Genomic DNA, 14,488 nt, shown 5'->3' with positions numbered 1-14,488 from the left:
CTTATTTACTTCAGATGCCTGTAGAATTGTACCATCTGATTGCCTTTCTTCTTTCTGTAACAGTTGTCTTGTGGACTATTCCTGACGTCAAGACAGTTGGATTGAAATTTGGCATAGTAGATCGACCTAACGCCAGAAAAATTCATCAAAGCCCTGTTGTTCGAGTCGGCGGGGTTTCTATCTTTATCGGCACGATTGTTGCCCTCTTAATTGTTTGGCGATTAGGTGGATTTTCCCAAATTTCTCCCCACAGTGAAGGAGAACTCTGGGGTTTAGTTTTGGGAAGTATCTTGTATTTCGTAATTGGTTTGGCTGATGATTTATTTAATCTCAGTCCAATTTCTCGCTTATTGATGCAGATTACGGTAGCTGCCGGCTGTTGGTGGATGGGTGTCAGAATTGAGTTTCTTTCTGTTCCCTTAGATGGTTTGATTCAAATTGGCTGGCTAAGTCTCCCTATCACCGTCATTTGGTTAGTCGGGATGGCTAATGCGATTAATTGGATTGATGGAGTTGATGGTTTAGCTGCTGGAGTATCTGGAATTGCTGCCGTCGTGATGTTAGTTGTAACTTTATTTATGGATCAACCCGCTGCTGCTTTAATTGCTGCTGCGTTAGCTGGTAGTGCTTTGGGTTTTCTCCGTTACAACTTTAATCCTGCCCAGATTTTTATGGGAGATGGTGGAGCGTATTTTATGGGTTTTACTTTAGCAGGAGTGGGTGTAATTGGTTTAGTAAAAAGCACCGCCGTCACAGCAGTTTTATTACCCTATCTGATTTTGGCAGTACCAATTCTTGATATGTCAGCCGTCATTTTTTCCCGACTTAGCAAAGGCAAATCTCCTTTTGTTGCCGATAAAAGTCATCTTCATCACTGGTTACTTAAAGCTGGCATTTCTCAACGTCTCACAGTGTTATTTATCTATGCTTTAACTCTGTGGGTTGGTAGTTTGGCAATGGGCTTTTCTAATATACCTAGTGGTTGGGGATATGCTGTGGGGGCAACTTTGTTACTTGCTTATATTGGTTGGCAGGTTTGGCGAAATACTAAAAAACAATCGTAAACTTCAACCAAAACCACAAAATCAATGAATGCAGAAATAATTTGTGTCGGTACAGAAATTTTACTAGGGGATATCCTCAACACTAACTGTCAATATTTAGCTCAACAGTTAGCTAGTTTGGGTATTCCCCATTATTATCAAACCGTAGTTGGAGATAATTTAAATCGACTTCAAAAAGCGATCGCAATTGCGATTCGTCGTGCTTCTATTTTAATTTTTACAGGAGGTTTAGGGCCAACTCCAGATGATCTAACTACAGAAGGAATTGCTGCTTTTTTTGCTACACCTTTAGTAGAACGTTCGGAAATTATTCAAGATATCGAAGAAAAATTTGCCCAAAGAGGGCGAATTATGACCGCCAGCAATCGTAAACAAGCTTTAATTCCCGCAGGAGCAAAAATATTACCCAATCCAATTGGAACTGCACCAGGAATTATTTGGCAACCCCAAAACGGTTTAACCATTCTGACTTTTCCTGGCGTACCTGAAGAGATGCACAAAATGTGGCAAGCAACGGCAGTTCCTTTCCTCAAAAGTCAGGGTTGGGGAAAAGAAATTATTTATAGTCGAATGTTACGTTTTCGTGGAATTGGAGAATCGGCACTAGCAGAAAAGGTTGCTTCTTTGTTTAAACTTACTAATCCCACAGTAGCGCCCTATGCCTCTGATGGAGAGGTACGTTTAAGAGTATCTGCTAAAGCTAAATCAGAACCAGATGCGATCGCTTTAATTGCACCTGTGGCTCAACAAATTCAAGAGATTGCGGGATTAGATTATTTTGGTGCTGATGAGGATACCCTAGCTAGTGTGGTTGGTAATTTATTACGAAAGCGAGGAGAAACTCTTAGTGTAGCTGAATCTTGTACTGGTGGAGGGTTGGGATCAATGTTAACCGATCTTCCAAACAGTTCGGATTATTTTTTAGGAGGAGTTATTGCCTATAGTAATGAAGTTAAAGTGGCTTTATTAGATGTCAAGCTTGCCGATTTAGAACAATTCGGTGCAGTAAGCGGTCAAGTTGCCCAACAAATGGCTTTAGGAGTTAAGCAACGTCTTGGTAGTAGTTGGGGTATAGGAATTACAGGTATTGCTGGTCCCGGAGGAGGTACAAATACTAAACCCGTTGGTTTGGTTTACGTAGGAATAGCTACTCCAGAAGGTGAAGTAATGAGTTATACTTACCGTTTTGGCGCAGAAAGAAGCAGAAATTTAATTCGTTATCTAAGTAGTTGTAATGCTCTCGATCAATTGCGAAGAAAATTATTAAGCTAGAGCTTGATCGTATTTGCAGTTTTGTCTTTCATCTAATAAATGATTACCTTGAATATATTTTAAGTTGTTTAATCTACGTCTGTTTCACAGATTACCACTCTGTTTTTATTAAATAAACTGATTCAGTAACTAAAATTTAGTCTATTGTTACGCTAGTTTTTAATAAATTAATTGACTATTAAACGGACTTAAAAGTATTCTTCCTCTTCCTCTATAATTGTTAATTGTGTTACGTTACGTTGTTCAATTTTAACTGTAATTCCCTGGGCTTGTTCTTCTTCTAAATCTTGAACATAACCAGGTTGAAACAACTTTGCTTCTAAAAGATTATCAAAAGGACCAAAAAAGTAAGTACAACGGGGTATAGTAGTTTCTATTTTGACCCACCAAGGTAATTGTGGTTTAGGAATAATCAAAAAAATTAATAATTTTTTAACGGCGTTTGTAATATTATTAAATAGCAAATAAATTGCAGATGGAACTTTTGGTAGTTTTTTTAGAGTCATAATTAACAATTATTATTTAGAGTTTTAAGTATTTAGCTTATTATTTTAAAAAAAAATTATTAAGAATATCTGTATCATAAGATAGATAATTTTTAAATCAATCTTCTAGAATTTTAAATCCTAAAAGTTAATTAAATTAAACTTAATAAGTCAGGAGATGTATAGACTTAATATTTTAAGTTTATAGATTTAAATAAAAAGTTAACAATCTAACAGTTTTTTAAAATTAATTAAACAGAAATTTGAGCTTAAAAAAACATTAAAATCAATACTCTTTAAAGTAAAGTAAAAAAAGGAAAAAACTTAGATTATATAGCATCTCTCAGATTAATGAGATACAGTTTATTTCCCTGGTTGAGCGTTGGTGGCGCAGCGCGCCTTCAGCTGATGATGACGCGTCATCATCGGAGTTGAGACCTACGGTAGTGCGCTTCGCTTATGTTAATGGTTGATTATTCATCCTTCATAATTACTAATTAGTAACTGGTAATGGTGTATCTCACCAAGAGCGAGAAAGGCTATATAGCGATACTAAATCATTTGTGAAAATAACTTCTGCTTCCTTTCTTCTTGAACAATTTTTATGACTTAAATAAGATTGCTATATGAACAAAAAAATGAGCAAAGACTAATTTAATCTTGCTCTTTCTTGGACAAACATGACAGTTATTCGTTGAAATTAATTCTCTGCTTGATTAACACGACGAATATTTAAGATATCGCTCATTTTCTTAATTCGGTTAAGTAAATATTCAAATTGATTGCGATCGCGTATATCAATACTAAGAGAAATTATAGCTGGTTGATTGGGACTAGTTTTAACTCCTGCATTGCGAACATTCACATTTTGGTCGCTGACTTTTGCCAAAATATCTTTAAGAACTCCAACTCGGTCAATTGCTTCAATTTGAATGTCTACGGGATAAGTTAATGGTCTACCTTGTTCATCAATGCGATTCCAACTAACAGGAACTAAACGTTCTCCTGGAATATTATCAACATTATGACAACCTTGACGATGAATCGAAATCCCACGAGAACTACGAGTTACTACACCAATAATTGATTCCCCTGGTAAAGGCTTACAACAACCAGCCAAATGATAAAGTAAACCTTCAACTCCCGCAATAGGCGATTTACTACCAGTAGATTTAGATACTTCATGGACTGAGGGAGAGGGTAGTTCTAATTTAGGTACAACTTCTTCTACTGGTTGCTGTTCCTTAACTACATCTCGTAGTCGATTAACTACCTGATTTAAAGTAATTTCACCGTAGCCTAAAGCTGCTAGTAAATCTTCTACTGTTTGATAATTACAACGTTGTGCTGTAATTTGCATTCGTTCCGATTTGAGCAAAGCATCTAAACCACTTTTACCTAGTTCTTTTTCTAATAGTCCTCGACCACGCAGGAGATTTTCATCTCTGTGAGAACGTTTGTACCATTGACGAATCCGATTGCGAGCAGTTGGAGTAACAACAAAATTGAGCCAATCTAAACTAGGATGACTATTTTTCTGAGTAATAATTTCTACGATATCTCCGTTTTGTAAGGAACGGTCTAAAACTGACCAACGACCATTAACCCTTGCTCCTTTCATATGATTTCCTACTTCCGTGTGGATGCGATAGGCAAAATCTACAGGTGTTGAACCATGAGCTAAAGCAATCACATCACCATCGGGTGTAAAAACATAGACATCATCTTCAAACAGATTATCTTTAAGACTATCGATGTATTCTTGAGCGTCTTTAAGGTCGTTTTGCCACTCTAGTAATTGTCTTAACCAGGTAAATTTTTCGTCATCGGAATTAAGTCTGGTATTACTAGAACCCGTTTCTTTATATTTCCAGTGGGCTGCAATCCCGTATTCCGCGATATGATGCATCTCTAGAGTGCGGATTTGGATTTCTAAAGGACGACCATTAAGACCAACTACTGTGGTATGAAGAGATTGATAGCGGTTGGGTTTAGGTAGTCCAATATAATCTTTAAAGCGTCCGGGGATCGGTTTAAAAGCATCATGAACTACCGCTAATGAACGGTAACATTCTTCATTAGTTTCAACAATAATTCTGACCGCAGCAATATCAAAAATTTCGTGAAATTCTTTTTGCTGTCGCTGCATTTTTTGATAGATGCCGTAGAGATGTTTTGGTCTGCCTTTGAGTTCAAAAACATTAACACCTAATTTCTGCAGACGCGAGCGAATAATTTCGGTTACTTTATCAATTCTGGTTTCTCGGTCAGTTCTTCTTTCGGCAACTAAAGCTTGAATTTCTCGATAAGCTTCTGGTTCAAGATATTTAAAGCTTAAATCTTCTAATTCCCACTTAAATCTCCCAATCCCTAACCGATTTGCCAAAGGAGCAAAGATTTCTCTAGTTTCTAAAGCAATGCGTTGCTGTTTTTCTGGCTTAAGATGCTCTAAAGTTCGCATATTGTGCAAACGATCCGCGAGTTTAACTACAATGACACGGATATCCTTTGCCATTGATAAAAACATACGACGAAAATTTTCAGCTTGACGCTCAGTTTTACTAGAGAAGTTAAATTTTGATAATTTGGTGACTCCTTCAACTAACTGACGCACATCAGTACCAAATCGTTCTTCGATTTCTTCTGGCGTAACCTCTGTATCCTCAACTACGTCGTGCAGAAACCCCGCAGCAATGGTAACGCTATCTCCCCCCAAATCTCGTAAAAGCCCAGCCACTGCAACAGGATGGGCAATGTAAGGTTCTCCTGACTTACGATATTGACCTTCGTGTAATTGATAGGCAAAATTGAATGCGCGACAAATTAGATTGGTCTGTTCGTCAGATTTTTGAGACTGGTTTTCGATTAAACAATCTTTTAACCAGTGGGGAAGTTCGAGTTCGTAAGTAGGTTGTTCGGCAATGGTGATGGCGGTCATGGTTTGGCTGGTTGATAAAGTTCAGGGAAAGGAGAATTAGTAGCAATCGTCTGGTGATTTTATAGATTTTATCTACTTCTTAGGCTCTAGCTAATGAAGTAAATTTTTAATCTAAATTTATAAATTCAATTGGAGTTGATTGTGAATAGTAATTCTCCGATTGTTTTTATTACTATTGAAAAATAGAAGCTTTAAAAAAAGTAAGCCTTGACCAGTTTCTACCTAAAAAATCAAGGTTAGTTAATAAAATTTTATCTTATTTTAAAAAATATGTTACCTGCGTCACATAGTCAAGCATATCAAGAATTTTTAGTCTTACTGCAAAAGTTTCAGATTTATTTCGATAATCTCAATATAGAAGTTGACACTTTAGATCTCAATCAAAAGTTTTCTACTTTACAAAAAGTATTTAGTCAACGAATTTTGGCATTAACTCAGGAAGATTTAAATGATTCGCTGAGGCAAGTAAAATCACTTTATACAGAAATTTATCGCGAATTTAAATTATTAACTACCGATTTACTATTTTTGCGTACCTCTCGTCAAACGGTTACCAAACAGGAACGGTTAACTTCAATTCGCGATCGCCTGACTAAATTAATTGCTTATATTGAAGCGATATTAAATAGTTAAATAATATTAGCTCTTTTCCAAAATTAATTCTCGCTTTCCTGCAACTACCTGACCAATTTGATAACTATCAATTCCTTGAGCCATAAACCAATCTAAAGTCGACTGAGCTTGTTGAGGTGGTACAATCACCACAAAACCAATTCCCAGATTAAAAGTATCTAACATGGCTGCTTGTGAAACATTGCCAGCCTCGGCTAACCATTGAAAAATTGGCGGAATGTCCCAACTGTCTAGATTAATTGCGATCGCTTGATTTTGATTCAAACACCGAGGTAAATTTTCAGGTAAACCACCGCCAGTAATATGTGCCATGCTATGAATTTCTATGCCTGAGTTTAGGGCTGCTAAAACAGGTTGAACATAGATGCGTGTTGGTGTCAGTAAAACTTGTCCCAGGCTATGAGGGGCTAAGATTGCTGGTGAATCAGACCATTTTAAGTCATTAGTTTCAACAATTTTTCTTGCCAAACTAAAACCATTACTATGAACTCCAGAACTTGCTAAACCAATCGCAATATCTCCTATCTGTACTTGCGAACCATCTAGCAGTTTACTTTTTTCAACTACACCGACACAAAAACCAGCCAAATCATATTCTCCCAACTGATAAAAACCTGGCATTTCGGCAGTTTCTCCTCCCAATAAGGCACAACCACTGATCCGACAGCCTTCAGCGATACCCTGGACTACTTCTGCTAATTGTTGGGGATTTAATTTGCCAGTAGCCAAATAATCAAGAAAAAATAGCGGTTCAGCCCCAGAAGTCAAAATATCATTGACACACATCGCGACTAAATCGATCCCAACACTAGTATGATGATTTACTTCTTGAGCAATTTTGAGTTTGGTTCCTACTCCATCCGTACCAGAAACTAACACTGGTTCTCGATAACCTGCTGGTAACTGAAAATATCCCCCAAAACCACCTAATCCTCCAATCACTTCAGGACGATAAGTGCTTTGTACATCTTGACGAATTTGTTCAACGAAAGTTCTTCCTGCTTCGATATCAACACCAGCGTCTTTGTAGTCCATCTGTAATCCTGTTTAAACAATAGTAACTGTACAAAACACTATCTCTGTTAACTAATAACGGAGTTTTGTTTCATATTATCGCGTCTTAATAATGCTTAATAGCTAGATTTTGCCCAAATTATCGAGTTTTTTACCAGTATAAGTCTTAGATAAATCAAGAGTATTTATACTTATTTTACCCCAAACGATTAATTAAAAATTTAGTTCGATTAATTAATAAATGATTTATTATTCTGAGCTAATTATCGGTAATTTTACAATTCATTGATAACTTAAGTCGCGATAAAAGTATTACAAGTACTTTTGTGAGGAGTCAAATCGGTTGATTTGATTGATTTTCAGTCAATTTAACTGTTGATTTGTAGATTTATTTTATGATGAAAAAAAATTCACTTGGCTTAATTACAACTTTAGTTGCTCTAGGAACTACATCTTTATTTAGCTATTTTACGCCTAGAGCTACAGCAGCAAATTTAAGAAAAAGTTTAAATAGCAAACAAAACGTTTCCCAGGCAATTGTTGATAGAAAACTATCATCTCATCTTAAATCTCGTTCTAACAAAAATCTTTTTAAATCAAATCATAAACCTAAATTTTCAAAAAATATTTTTTCTTTGACCAACAAAACTAATTTGAATTTGCCTAAACCTAGTTCAACTATTCAAATTGCTCAAGCAGTTGCTAGTGGCGAAGCTTCTTGGTATGGCCCTGGGTTTAATGGTCGAACTACTGCAAACGGGGAAGTTTTTAATCAAAATGAACTAACTGCTGCTCATCCCAATTTGCCTTTTGGCACAAAGGTCAAAGTAACTAACATGAACAATGGTCGTTCTGTCGTAGTAAGAATTAACGATCGCGGGCCTTATGCAGGAGGAAGAATCATCGATCTTTCCGCAGCAGCAGCTAGAATCTTGGGGGTTATTACTAGTGGAGTTGCACCAGTACAGTTAGAAATTTTGGGACGTTAATTTTACGACTCAGTCCTTTAAACTGTTAAATGTTAACTGTTGGCTGAAACAAAGTGCTTCTGTTTGAACAAATTACCGAGTTACGTTCCTATTTGGCATCCAAACGGTTTAAATCACAAATTGGTTTAGTACCAACAATGGGTGCTTTACATTGCGGCCATGTTAGTTTGATTCAAGCAGCGATCGCGCAAACCGATACTGTAGTTGTTAGTATTTTTGTTAATCCACTTCAATTTACCCCAACCGAAGATTTACAAAAATATCCCCGTCAGCTACAACAGGATTTGCGACTATGTGAACAATTAGGAGTGGAAGTAATCTTCACTCCAACTGTTGAGGAAATGGGCATTATTGGAGATACTGAGTCTCAGTCAGTAACTACTACGGTTGTACCTCCAGTAACCATGACTTCAGGATTATGTGGAAGATTTCGCCCTGGGCATTTTATTGGCGTAGCGACAATTGTTACAAAACTTCTCCAGATTGTACAACCTCATCGGGCTTATTTTGGGCAAAAAGATGCACAACAGTTAGCAATTATTCGCCGTTTAGTAGCTGATTTAAATCTTGCTGTTGAGATTGTAGGCTGTCCCATTGTGAGGGAAAAATCGGGTTTAGCGTTAAGTTCTCGCAATCAATATTTATCTGCGACAGAAAAGCAACAAGCAGCAGTTATCTATCGTAGTTTACAACAAGCAGCTAGAGCTTTTAAACAACGGGAAAATCGGGTTGAGGCTTTAATCGATTTAGTTAAACAAGAATTAGCTACTGTCCCTCCGATTAAAATTCAATATGTAGAATTAGTCGATCCCCAAACTTTGCAACCTTTAGATCGAGTAAAAGAAAAGGGATTGTTAGCAGTTGCTGCTTATTTAGGTTCTACTCGTTTAATTGATAATATTGTGCTAAACCAACATCAACCCATTATTGCGATTGATGGCCCTGCTGGGGCTGGAAAATCAACTGTTACCCGTCGCGTAGCAGAACAGTTAGGTTTATTATATCTGGATACAGGGGCGATGTATCGGGCTGTCACTTGGTTAGTGATGCAAGCCAAGATACCTATTGAGGATCAAGCGAAAATTGGCGATCTCATTAAAGAAGTTCAATTAGATTTGATTCCTGCTGATTCTCCCGAACTTCCCACCAAAGTATTAATTAATGGTCAAGATGTCACTCAAGCAATTCGTACCCCAGAAGTAACCTCTCAAGTTTCTGCGATCGCAGCCCAAGCAGCAGTAAGACAAGAATTAGTAAGATTACAAAAATATTTCGGAGCTAGAGGAGGAGTAATTGCGGAAGGAAGAGATATTGGCACTAATGTTTTTCCTGATGCCGAATTAAAGATTTTTTTAACAGCTACCGTGGCAGAAAGAGCCAGAAGAAGAACGCAAGACTTAAAGAATTTAGGACATCAATCAGTCGATATCGAACAATTAGCCCAAGAAATTCAAAAAAGAGACGAACAAGATAGTAATAGAGTGATCGCACCTTTGAAAAAAGCTGATGATGCGATTGAAATAATTACCGATGGTTTAACTATCGAACAAGTCACTCAGCAAATTATCGATCTTTATTGGCGAAGGAAGGCAGAAGGACGAGGCAAGGGGACGCAGAATTAGACGAGCGCAGCGAAGCCCTGAACAGCCATCACTGGTCACTGTTGATTGTTAATTGTTAATTGTTCCTAGTTAATGATTGATTATTCATCCCTCATAATTAGTAATTAGTAATTAGTAACTGATAACTGATAACTGAATTAAAATTATCCTTGCATTTTTCTGGCTTGTTTAACCATTTCAATTAAAGTATGATGAGCATCTTCAGCGTCATTTAAAGTACGCTCAAACTCAATCCGAACAGGAACAGTTTCTCCTGCAATTGTGGCAGCTAAATTCATTCCCGAAGGATCGATAGACATCATTTGAGCCTTTTCCGTCTCAGGAGCATTACCAAAAGCTTTGGCATATAAAACTATCGCATCCGCATGATCTTCGTTCATGTGTCGACAAATGCGATCGCTAATAGCAGGAGTAATTGCTTCAGACATAATGTTAATTTTTTTCCTAACGCAAATTTTTTCAACAAATTAACCTAGTGACCAAAAGCCACAATTCTTTTTATACAAGAAATTTGACCAGAAAAATTAGTAACTGGTGTACAGACGTAAGATGTTACGTCTCTACTGGTAACTGATAACTGTTTAACCCTTAAGAGCTTTCTGAAAATTCTTGCGATAGGATTTATTAGTCAGGCATAGAGCAGGCCAGAAGACCGCTAACACTAATTTATTTGACAAACTAGGATTAAAATTGGTTCTTCTAAATCCTTGCCAAAATTTCCAGACTCCACCAAAATAAACGATTGATAAAATCAAAACTATTAATTGAGACATAATCTGAAGAATCTTTAATCGATTAATGAGTTTAAAAATTAAGATTTACAAGATCAATTTTAACTAATCTCTAAATCTAGACCTCTCCAACTCCTCTCAGTTAAGTTAAATCTTAAAATAATTGGTTTTGCGATCGCTCTTCGTTGCAATTAATCACATTGGCAACAACTTAATTACAACAAAATACGAGAACATAAAAACAAGAGCATTCAGACCAAGTTCAAATCAAACAGATCGAAGTTAACCAACAGGCAAGGAGGAATTATGCGTGCAGTGCTTATGGCCGGAGGTTCAGGAACTAGATTAAGACCTCTAACCTGCGATCTGCCTAAACCAATGGTTCCCATTCTAAACCGTCCGATAGCGGAACACATTATCAATTTATTAAAAAGGCATAAAATTAACGAAATTATTGCTACCCTTCATTATCTTCCTGATGTCATGAGAGATTACTTTCAAGACGGCAGTGATTTTGGGGTAGAAATGACCTATGCAGTCGAAGAAGAACAACCTTTAGGTACTGCTGGTTGTGTCAAAAATATTCAGCAATGGTTAGATGACACTTTTTTAGTAATTAGTGGAGATGGAATTACTGACTTTGATTTACAAGCTGCGATCGCTTTTCATCGTCAGAAAAAATCAAAAGCTACTTTAATTCTAACCCGTGTACCTAATCCTGTTGAATTTGGAGTTGTCATTACCGATGAAACTGGTCATATTCGTCGTTTTTTAGAAAAACCCTCTCTAAGTGAAATTTTTTCCGATACGGTTAATACTGGTACATACATTCTCGAACCAGAAGTTCTTAATTATTTACCTGAAAATGAAGAAAGCGATTTTTCAAAAGATTTATTTCCCCTGTTATTAGATAAAGGAGAACCAATTTATGGTTACATTGCAGAAGGTTATTGGTGCGATGTTGGTCATTTAGATGCCTATCGAGAAGCTCAATATGACGCTCTTGAGGGAAAAGTTGCTCTAGAATTTGCTTACCAGGAAAAGTCTCCTGGTTTGTGGGTGGGAACTAACACCTACATCGACTCTTCTGCTAAAATCCAAACCCCTGTTGTTATTGGTAACAATTGTCGTATTGGACCAAGAGTTGAAATCGAGGCTGGAACAATCATTGGCGACAATGTTACTGTAGGAGCGGATGCAGACCTAAAACGTCCGATTCTTTGGAATGGAGTAACTATTGGCGATGAAGCTAATTTAAGAGCTTGTGTAATCGCTAGAGGTACTAGAGTAGACCGACGCGCTCAAGTTCTAGAAGGTGCGGTTGTAGGGCCCCTTTCTACTGTAGGTGAAGAAGCTCAAATTGCTCCTAATGTTAGAGTTTGGCCTAGTAAACGAATTGAGTCAGGAGCGATTCTGAATATTAATTTGATTTGGGGAAATACAGCGCAGAGAAATCTGTTTGGACAAAGAGGAGTTTCTGGACTTGCTAATATTGATATTACGCCCGAATTTACGGTTAAACTGGGTTCTTCCTATGGTTCTACCCTTAAACTAGGTTCAACCGTGTTAGTTTCTCGGGATCAGCGTAGTGTTTCCCGAATGGTAAGTCGTGCTTTGATTGCAGGATTAATGTCGGCAGGAATTAACGTCCAAAATTTAGAAGCCACCGCGATTCCAATTTCTCGAACTATGACTACTATTCTGGCTGTATCTGGTGGCATCCATGTTCGTCTCGATCCTGACCGTCCTGATTATATTTTGATCGAATTTTTTGACAAATACGGAATTAATCTTTCCAAATCAAAAGAAAAGAAAATTGAAGGTGCTTATTTTAAGGAAGATTTGCGTAGAGCATCGATTCAGGAGATTGGTAATGTTGCTTATCCAGATCAAGTAATAGAAACTTATAGCCGTAGTTTTGAGAGACATCTCAATATTGAAGCGATTCGTCATAGTGCTTCAAGAGTAGTCATAGATTATGTTTATGCTGTCTCAGGAGCAATTTTACCCCAGCTACTAGCCAAATTTGGTTGTGATGCAGTAGTACTTAATGCTAGTCTCAAACAATCAGCCCTGTTTACTACAGAAAAAGAAGTTTTGCTCAATCAACTTGGGCAAGTAGTTGAAGCTCTCAAAGCAAATCTAGGTGTTCAAGTTTCGGCCAATGGGGAACAATTCATTTTAGTAGATGAATCTGGCTTAACGATTAGAGGTGAAGCTTTAACCGCTTTAATGGTTAACACAATTTTGACCGCTCATCCTCGGAGTACAGTAGTAGTGCCAGTTCATGCCTCTAGTGCTGTCGAACAAATTGCTCGTCGCCATGATGGTAAAGTGATTCGGACTAAAGCTAATCCTACTGCTTTAATGGAAGCCTCACAAACTAATCCCAATGTCGTCTTAGGTGGAAGTGGAGATATGGGCTTTATCTTTCCTCAACTTCATCCAGGTTTTGATGCGATGTTTGGCATTGCCAAATTAATCGAAATGCTCACCATTCAAGAGCGATCGCTAGTCCAAATTCGCAGTGAACTACCTCGTGTCTGTCATAAATACTACACCGTTCGTTGCCCTTGGAAGGTTAAAGGTGCATTAATGCGTTATTTAGTCGAAACTCATCCAACCAGCAATTTGGAATTAATTGATGGTGTAAAAATTATTAATCCTCACAATGATAATTGGTTGTTAATTCTACCTGATGCAGGAGAACCTTTAGTACATATTTATGCTAATAGTGAAGACCGTCAATGGGTAGACGATTCTCTAACCGAATATCGCCAACGAATTCAAAAATTTATTGATCGAGAACAAGGCTTAGTCAGAGATAGCTTATAACAGTTAAAGAAAAGAGTGATAATTCTCATTTTAGGCTACTAGATTGGTACAATCGTTCTATACCTATTTAGTCTCATTTTGAAGCCAGTTCAATCGATGACAAATCGCTCTAGACATTTTTTTAAGCTCTCAACCAAGTTCGGGGAGCGTGTCCTTCACAATTTACGATAGGAGTGTTGCAATAATGAATAGCTGTATTTTAATGGCTCAAGTAGTCAGCGACCCAGAATTACGTTCAACCCAAGATAATCTCGCCGTATCTTATATGATGGTTGAATTTGAGGGATTAAAGGCCGAAGATCCACCAGCTAGAATTAGGGTAGTGGGATGGGGAAATTTAGCCACAGAAATTAAACAAAAATATGGACAAGGCGATCAAATAATCATTGAAGGGCGTTTGTCCATGAATGTAGTTGAGCTTCCAGAAGGTTATAAAGAAAAACGAGCCGAATTAATTGCTTCTCATATTTATCCTGTGCATGGTCAATTAGAAGGAACAGCACAAACATCTCAAAACTTTTCTTCTCAAACAACTTCATTCAATCAGCAAGATAATTTTGCTGCTTCCACTCCTTCTTATCAATCTCCCGTTGAACAATCGAAGCTAATGGAAGTTGACGAGCCGATTTCTGCTGCCAAAAAATCAAGTAAAGCACCAGTTAATACTTCAACTGCTTCAAATAACGAGGATTGGGATGATATACCTTTTGTGCGACCTGTTAACTATAAAACCGACAGCGAAAAACTTTACGATTCTTGGGAAGTAGAAGCAAATCGTCCAGGCATCTGGCTGCTTGGAAATAAATGCTTATTTCTGTAAGTTCTATTCTCATAAGCTGTTGTGCATTTACATAAATTGCATTAACAGCATTACTTTTATTTTTTAATAACTTGATTGGTTGGAT

At 37.3% G+C, this 14,488-nt stretch carries 10 protein-coding genes and 1 pseudogene; 7 read left to right on the top strand and 4 right to left on the bottom strand.

The annotated features are described in order from the left end of the window. Positions 1 to 14: 14 nt before the first annotated feature. Together STA7437_RS17675 and STA7437_RS17670 are read left to right on the top strand one after the other, a co-directional pair. Complete coding sequence (locus STA7437_RS17675) at positions 15 to 1,064, top strand: glycosyltransferase family 4 protein (RefSeq protein WP_015194756.1); 1,050 nt, start codon at positions 15 to 17, stop codon at positions 1,062 to 1,064. A 24-nt stretch (positions 1,065 to 1,088) separates the two neighbouring features. After that, positions 1,089 to 2,336 (top strand): competence/damage-inducible protein A, encoded by a 1,248-nt coding sequence (locus STA7437_RS17670; protein ID WP_015194755.1) that lies wholly within the window; start codon positions 1,089 to 1,091, stop codon positions 2,334 to 2,336. Between the two features lie 188 nt (positions 2,337 to 2,524). On the opposite strand, the gene STA7437_RS17665 is transcribed toward STA7437_RS17670, so the two are convergent. Both STA7437_RS17665 and STA7437_RS17660 read right to left on the bottom strand, forming a co-directional pair. Beyond that, positions 2,525 to 2,842, bottom strand: coding sequence for a DUF1816 domain-containing protein (locus STA7437_RS17665; protein WP_015194754.1), 318 nt, complete (start codon positions 2,840 to 2,842; stop codon positions 2,525 to 2,527). A 679-nt stretch (positions 2,843 to 3,521) separates the two neighbouring features. Then, complete coding sequence (locus STA7437_RS17660) at positions 3,522 to 5,759, bottom strand: RelA/SpoT family protein (RefSeq protein ID WP_015194753.1); 2,238 nt, start codon at positions 5,757 to 5,759, stop codon at positions 3,522 to 3,524. Between the two features lie 270 nt (positions 5,760 to 6,029). On the opposite strand from STA7437_RS17660, the gene patD reads away from it, so the two are divergent. After that, positions 6,030 to 6,392: a heterocyst frequency control protein PatD gene (gene patD, locus STA7437_RS17655; protein ID WP_015194752.1), complete on the top strand. Its 363-nt coding sequence runs from the start codon at positions 6,030 to 6,032 to the stop codon at positions 6,390 to 6,392. Positions 6,393 to 6,398: 6 nt separating this feature from the next. On the opposite strand, the gene purM is transcribed toward patD, so the two are convergent. Beyond that, positions 6,399 to 7,427, bottom strand: a complete 1,029-nt coding sequence (gene purM / locus STA7437_RS17650) for a phosphoribosylformylglycinamidine cyclo-ligase (protein ID WP_015194751.1) — start codon at positions 7,425 to 7,427, stop codon at positions 6,399 to 6,401. 686 nt (positions 7,428 to 8,113) lie between these two features. Between purM and STA7437_RS27730 the strand changes: the two are divergent. Both STA7437_RS27730 and STA7437_RS17640 read left to right on the top strand, forming a co-directional pair. Beyond that, positions 8,114 to 8,395: pseudogene (locus STA7437_RS27730) on the top strand (septal ring lytic transglycosylase RlpA family protein); the annotation flags it as partial. Positions 8,396 to 8,448: 53 nt separating this feature from the next. Further along, entirely contained in the window at positions 8,449 to 10,017 is a 1,569-nt protein-coding gene (locus tag STA7437_RS17640; RefSeq protein ID WP_015194749.1) for a bifunctional pantoate--beta-alanine ligase/(d)CMP kinase, read from the top strand. A gap of 143 nt (positions 10,018 to 10,160) precedes the next feature. Here STA7437_RS17640 and STA7437_RS17635 read toward each other — a convergent pair whose 3' ends face one another. After that, positions 10,161 to 10,445: a DUF2470 domain-containing protein gene (locus STA7437_RS17635; RefSeq protein ID WP_015194748.1), complete on the bottom strand. Its 285-nt coding sequence runs from the start codon at positions 10,443 to 10,445 to the stop codon at positions 10,161 to 10,163. Positions 10,446 to 11,054: 609 nt separating this feature from the next. Between STA7437_RS17635 and STA7437_RS17625 the strand changes: the two genes are divergently transcribed. Next, a complete protein-coding gene (locus tag STA7437_RS17625) occupies positions 11,055 to 13,583 on the top strand; it encodes a mannose-1-phosphate guanyltransferase (protein WP_015194746.1) in 2,529 nt (842 codons plus the stop codon). 184 nt (positions 13,584 to 13,767) lie between these two features. After that, positions 13,768 to 14,403: a single-stranded DNA-binding protein gene (locus STA7437_RS17620; protein ID WP_015194745.1), complete on the top strand. Its 636-nt coding sequence runs from the start codon at positions 13,768 to 13,770 to the stop codon at positions 14,401 to 14,403. Positions 14,404 to 14,488: the final 85 nt, after the last annotated feature.

Source organism: Stanieria cyanosphaera PCC 7437 (assembly GCF_000317575.1).
Lineage (GTDB): Bacteria > Cyanobacteriota > Cyanobacteriia > Cyanobacteriales > Xenococcaceae > Stanieria > Stanieria cyanosphaera.
This window is presented reverse-complemented; position numbering and strand designations above follow the sequence as displayed.

What these genes read in the sequence shown, in the direction of transcription:
- STA7437_RS17660 (WP_015194753.1), bottom strand. Translation starts at nt 5,759, where the DNA reads ATGACCGCCATCACCATTGCCGAACAACCTACTTACGAACTCGAACTT.
- patD (WP_015194752.1), top strand. Translation starts at nt 6,030, where the DNA reads ATGTTACCTGCGTCACATAGTCAAGCATATCAAGAATTTTTAGTCTTA.
- STA7437_RS17635 (WP_015194748.1), bottom strand. Translation starts at nt 10,445, where the DNA reads ATGTCTGAAGCAATTACTCCTGCTATTAGCGATCGCATTTGTCGACAC.
- STA7437_RS17620 (WP_015194745.1), top strand. Translation starts at nt 13,768, where the DNA reads ATGAATAGCTGTATTTTAATGGCTCAAGTAGTCAGCGACCCAGAATTA.
- STA7437_RS17675 (WP_015194756.1), top strand. Translation starts at nt 15, where the DNA reads ATGCCTGTAGAATTGTACCATCTGATTGCCTTTCTTCTTTCTGTAACA.
- purM (WP_015194751.1), bottom strand. Translation starts at nt 7,427, where the DNA reads ATGGACTACAAAGACGCTGGTGTTGATATCGAAGCAGGAAGAACTTTC.
- STA7437_RS17625 (WP_015194746.1), top strand. Translation starts at nt 11,055, where the DNA reads ATGCGTGCAGTGCTTATGGCCGGAGGTTCAGGAACTAGATTAAGACCT.
- STA7437_RS17665 (WP_015194754.1), bottom strand. Translation starts at nt 2,842, where the DNA reads ATGACTCTAAAAAAACTACCAAAAGTTCCATCTGCAATTTATTTGCTA.
- STA7437_RS17670 (WP_015194755.1), top strand. Translation starts at nt 1,089, where the DNA reads ATGAATGCAGAAATAATTTGTGTCGGTACAGAAATTTTACTAGGGGAT.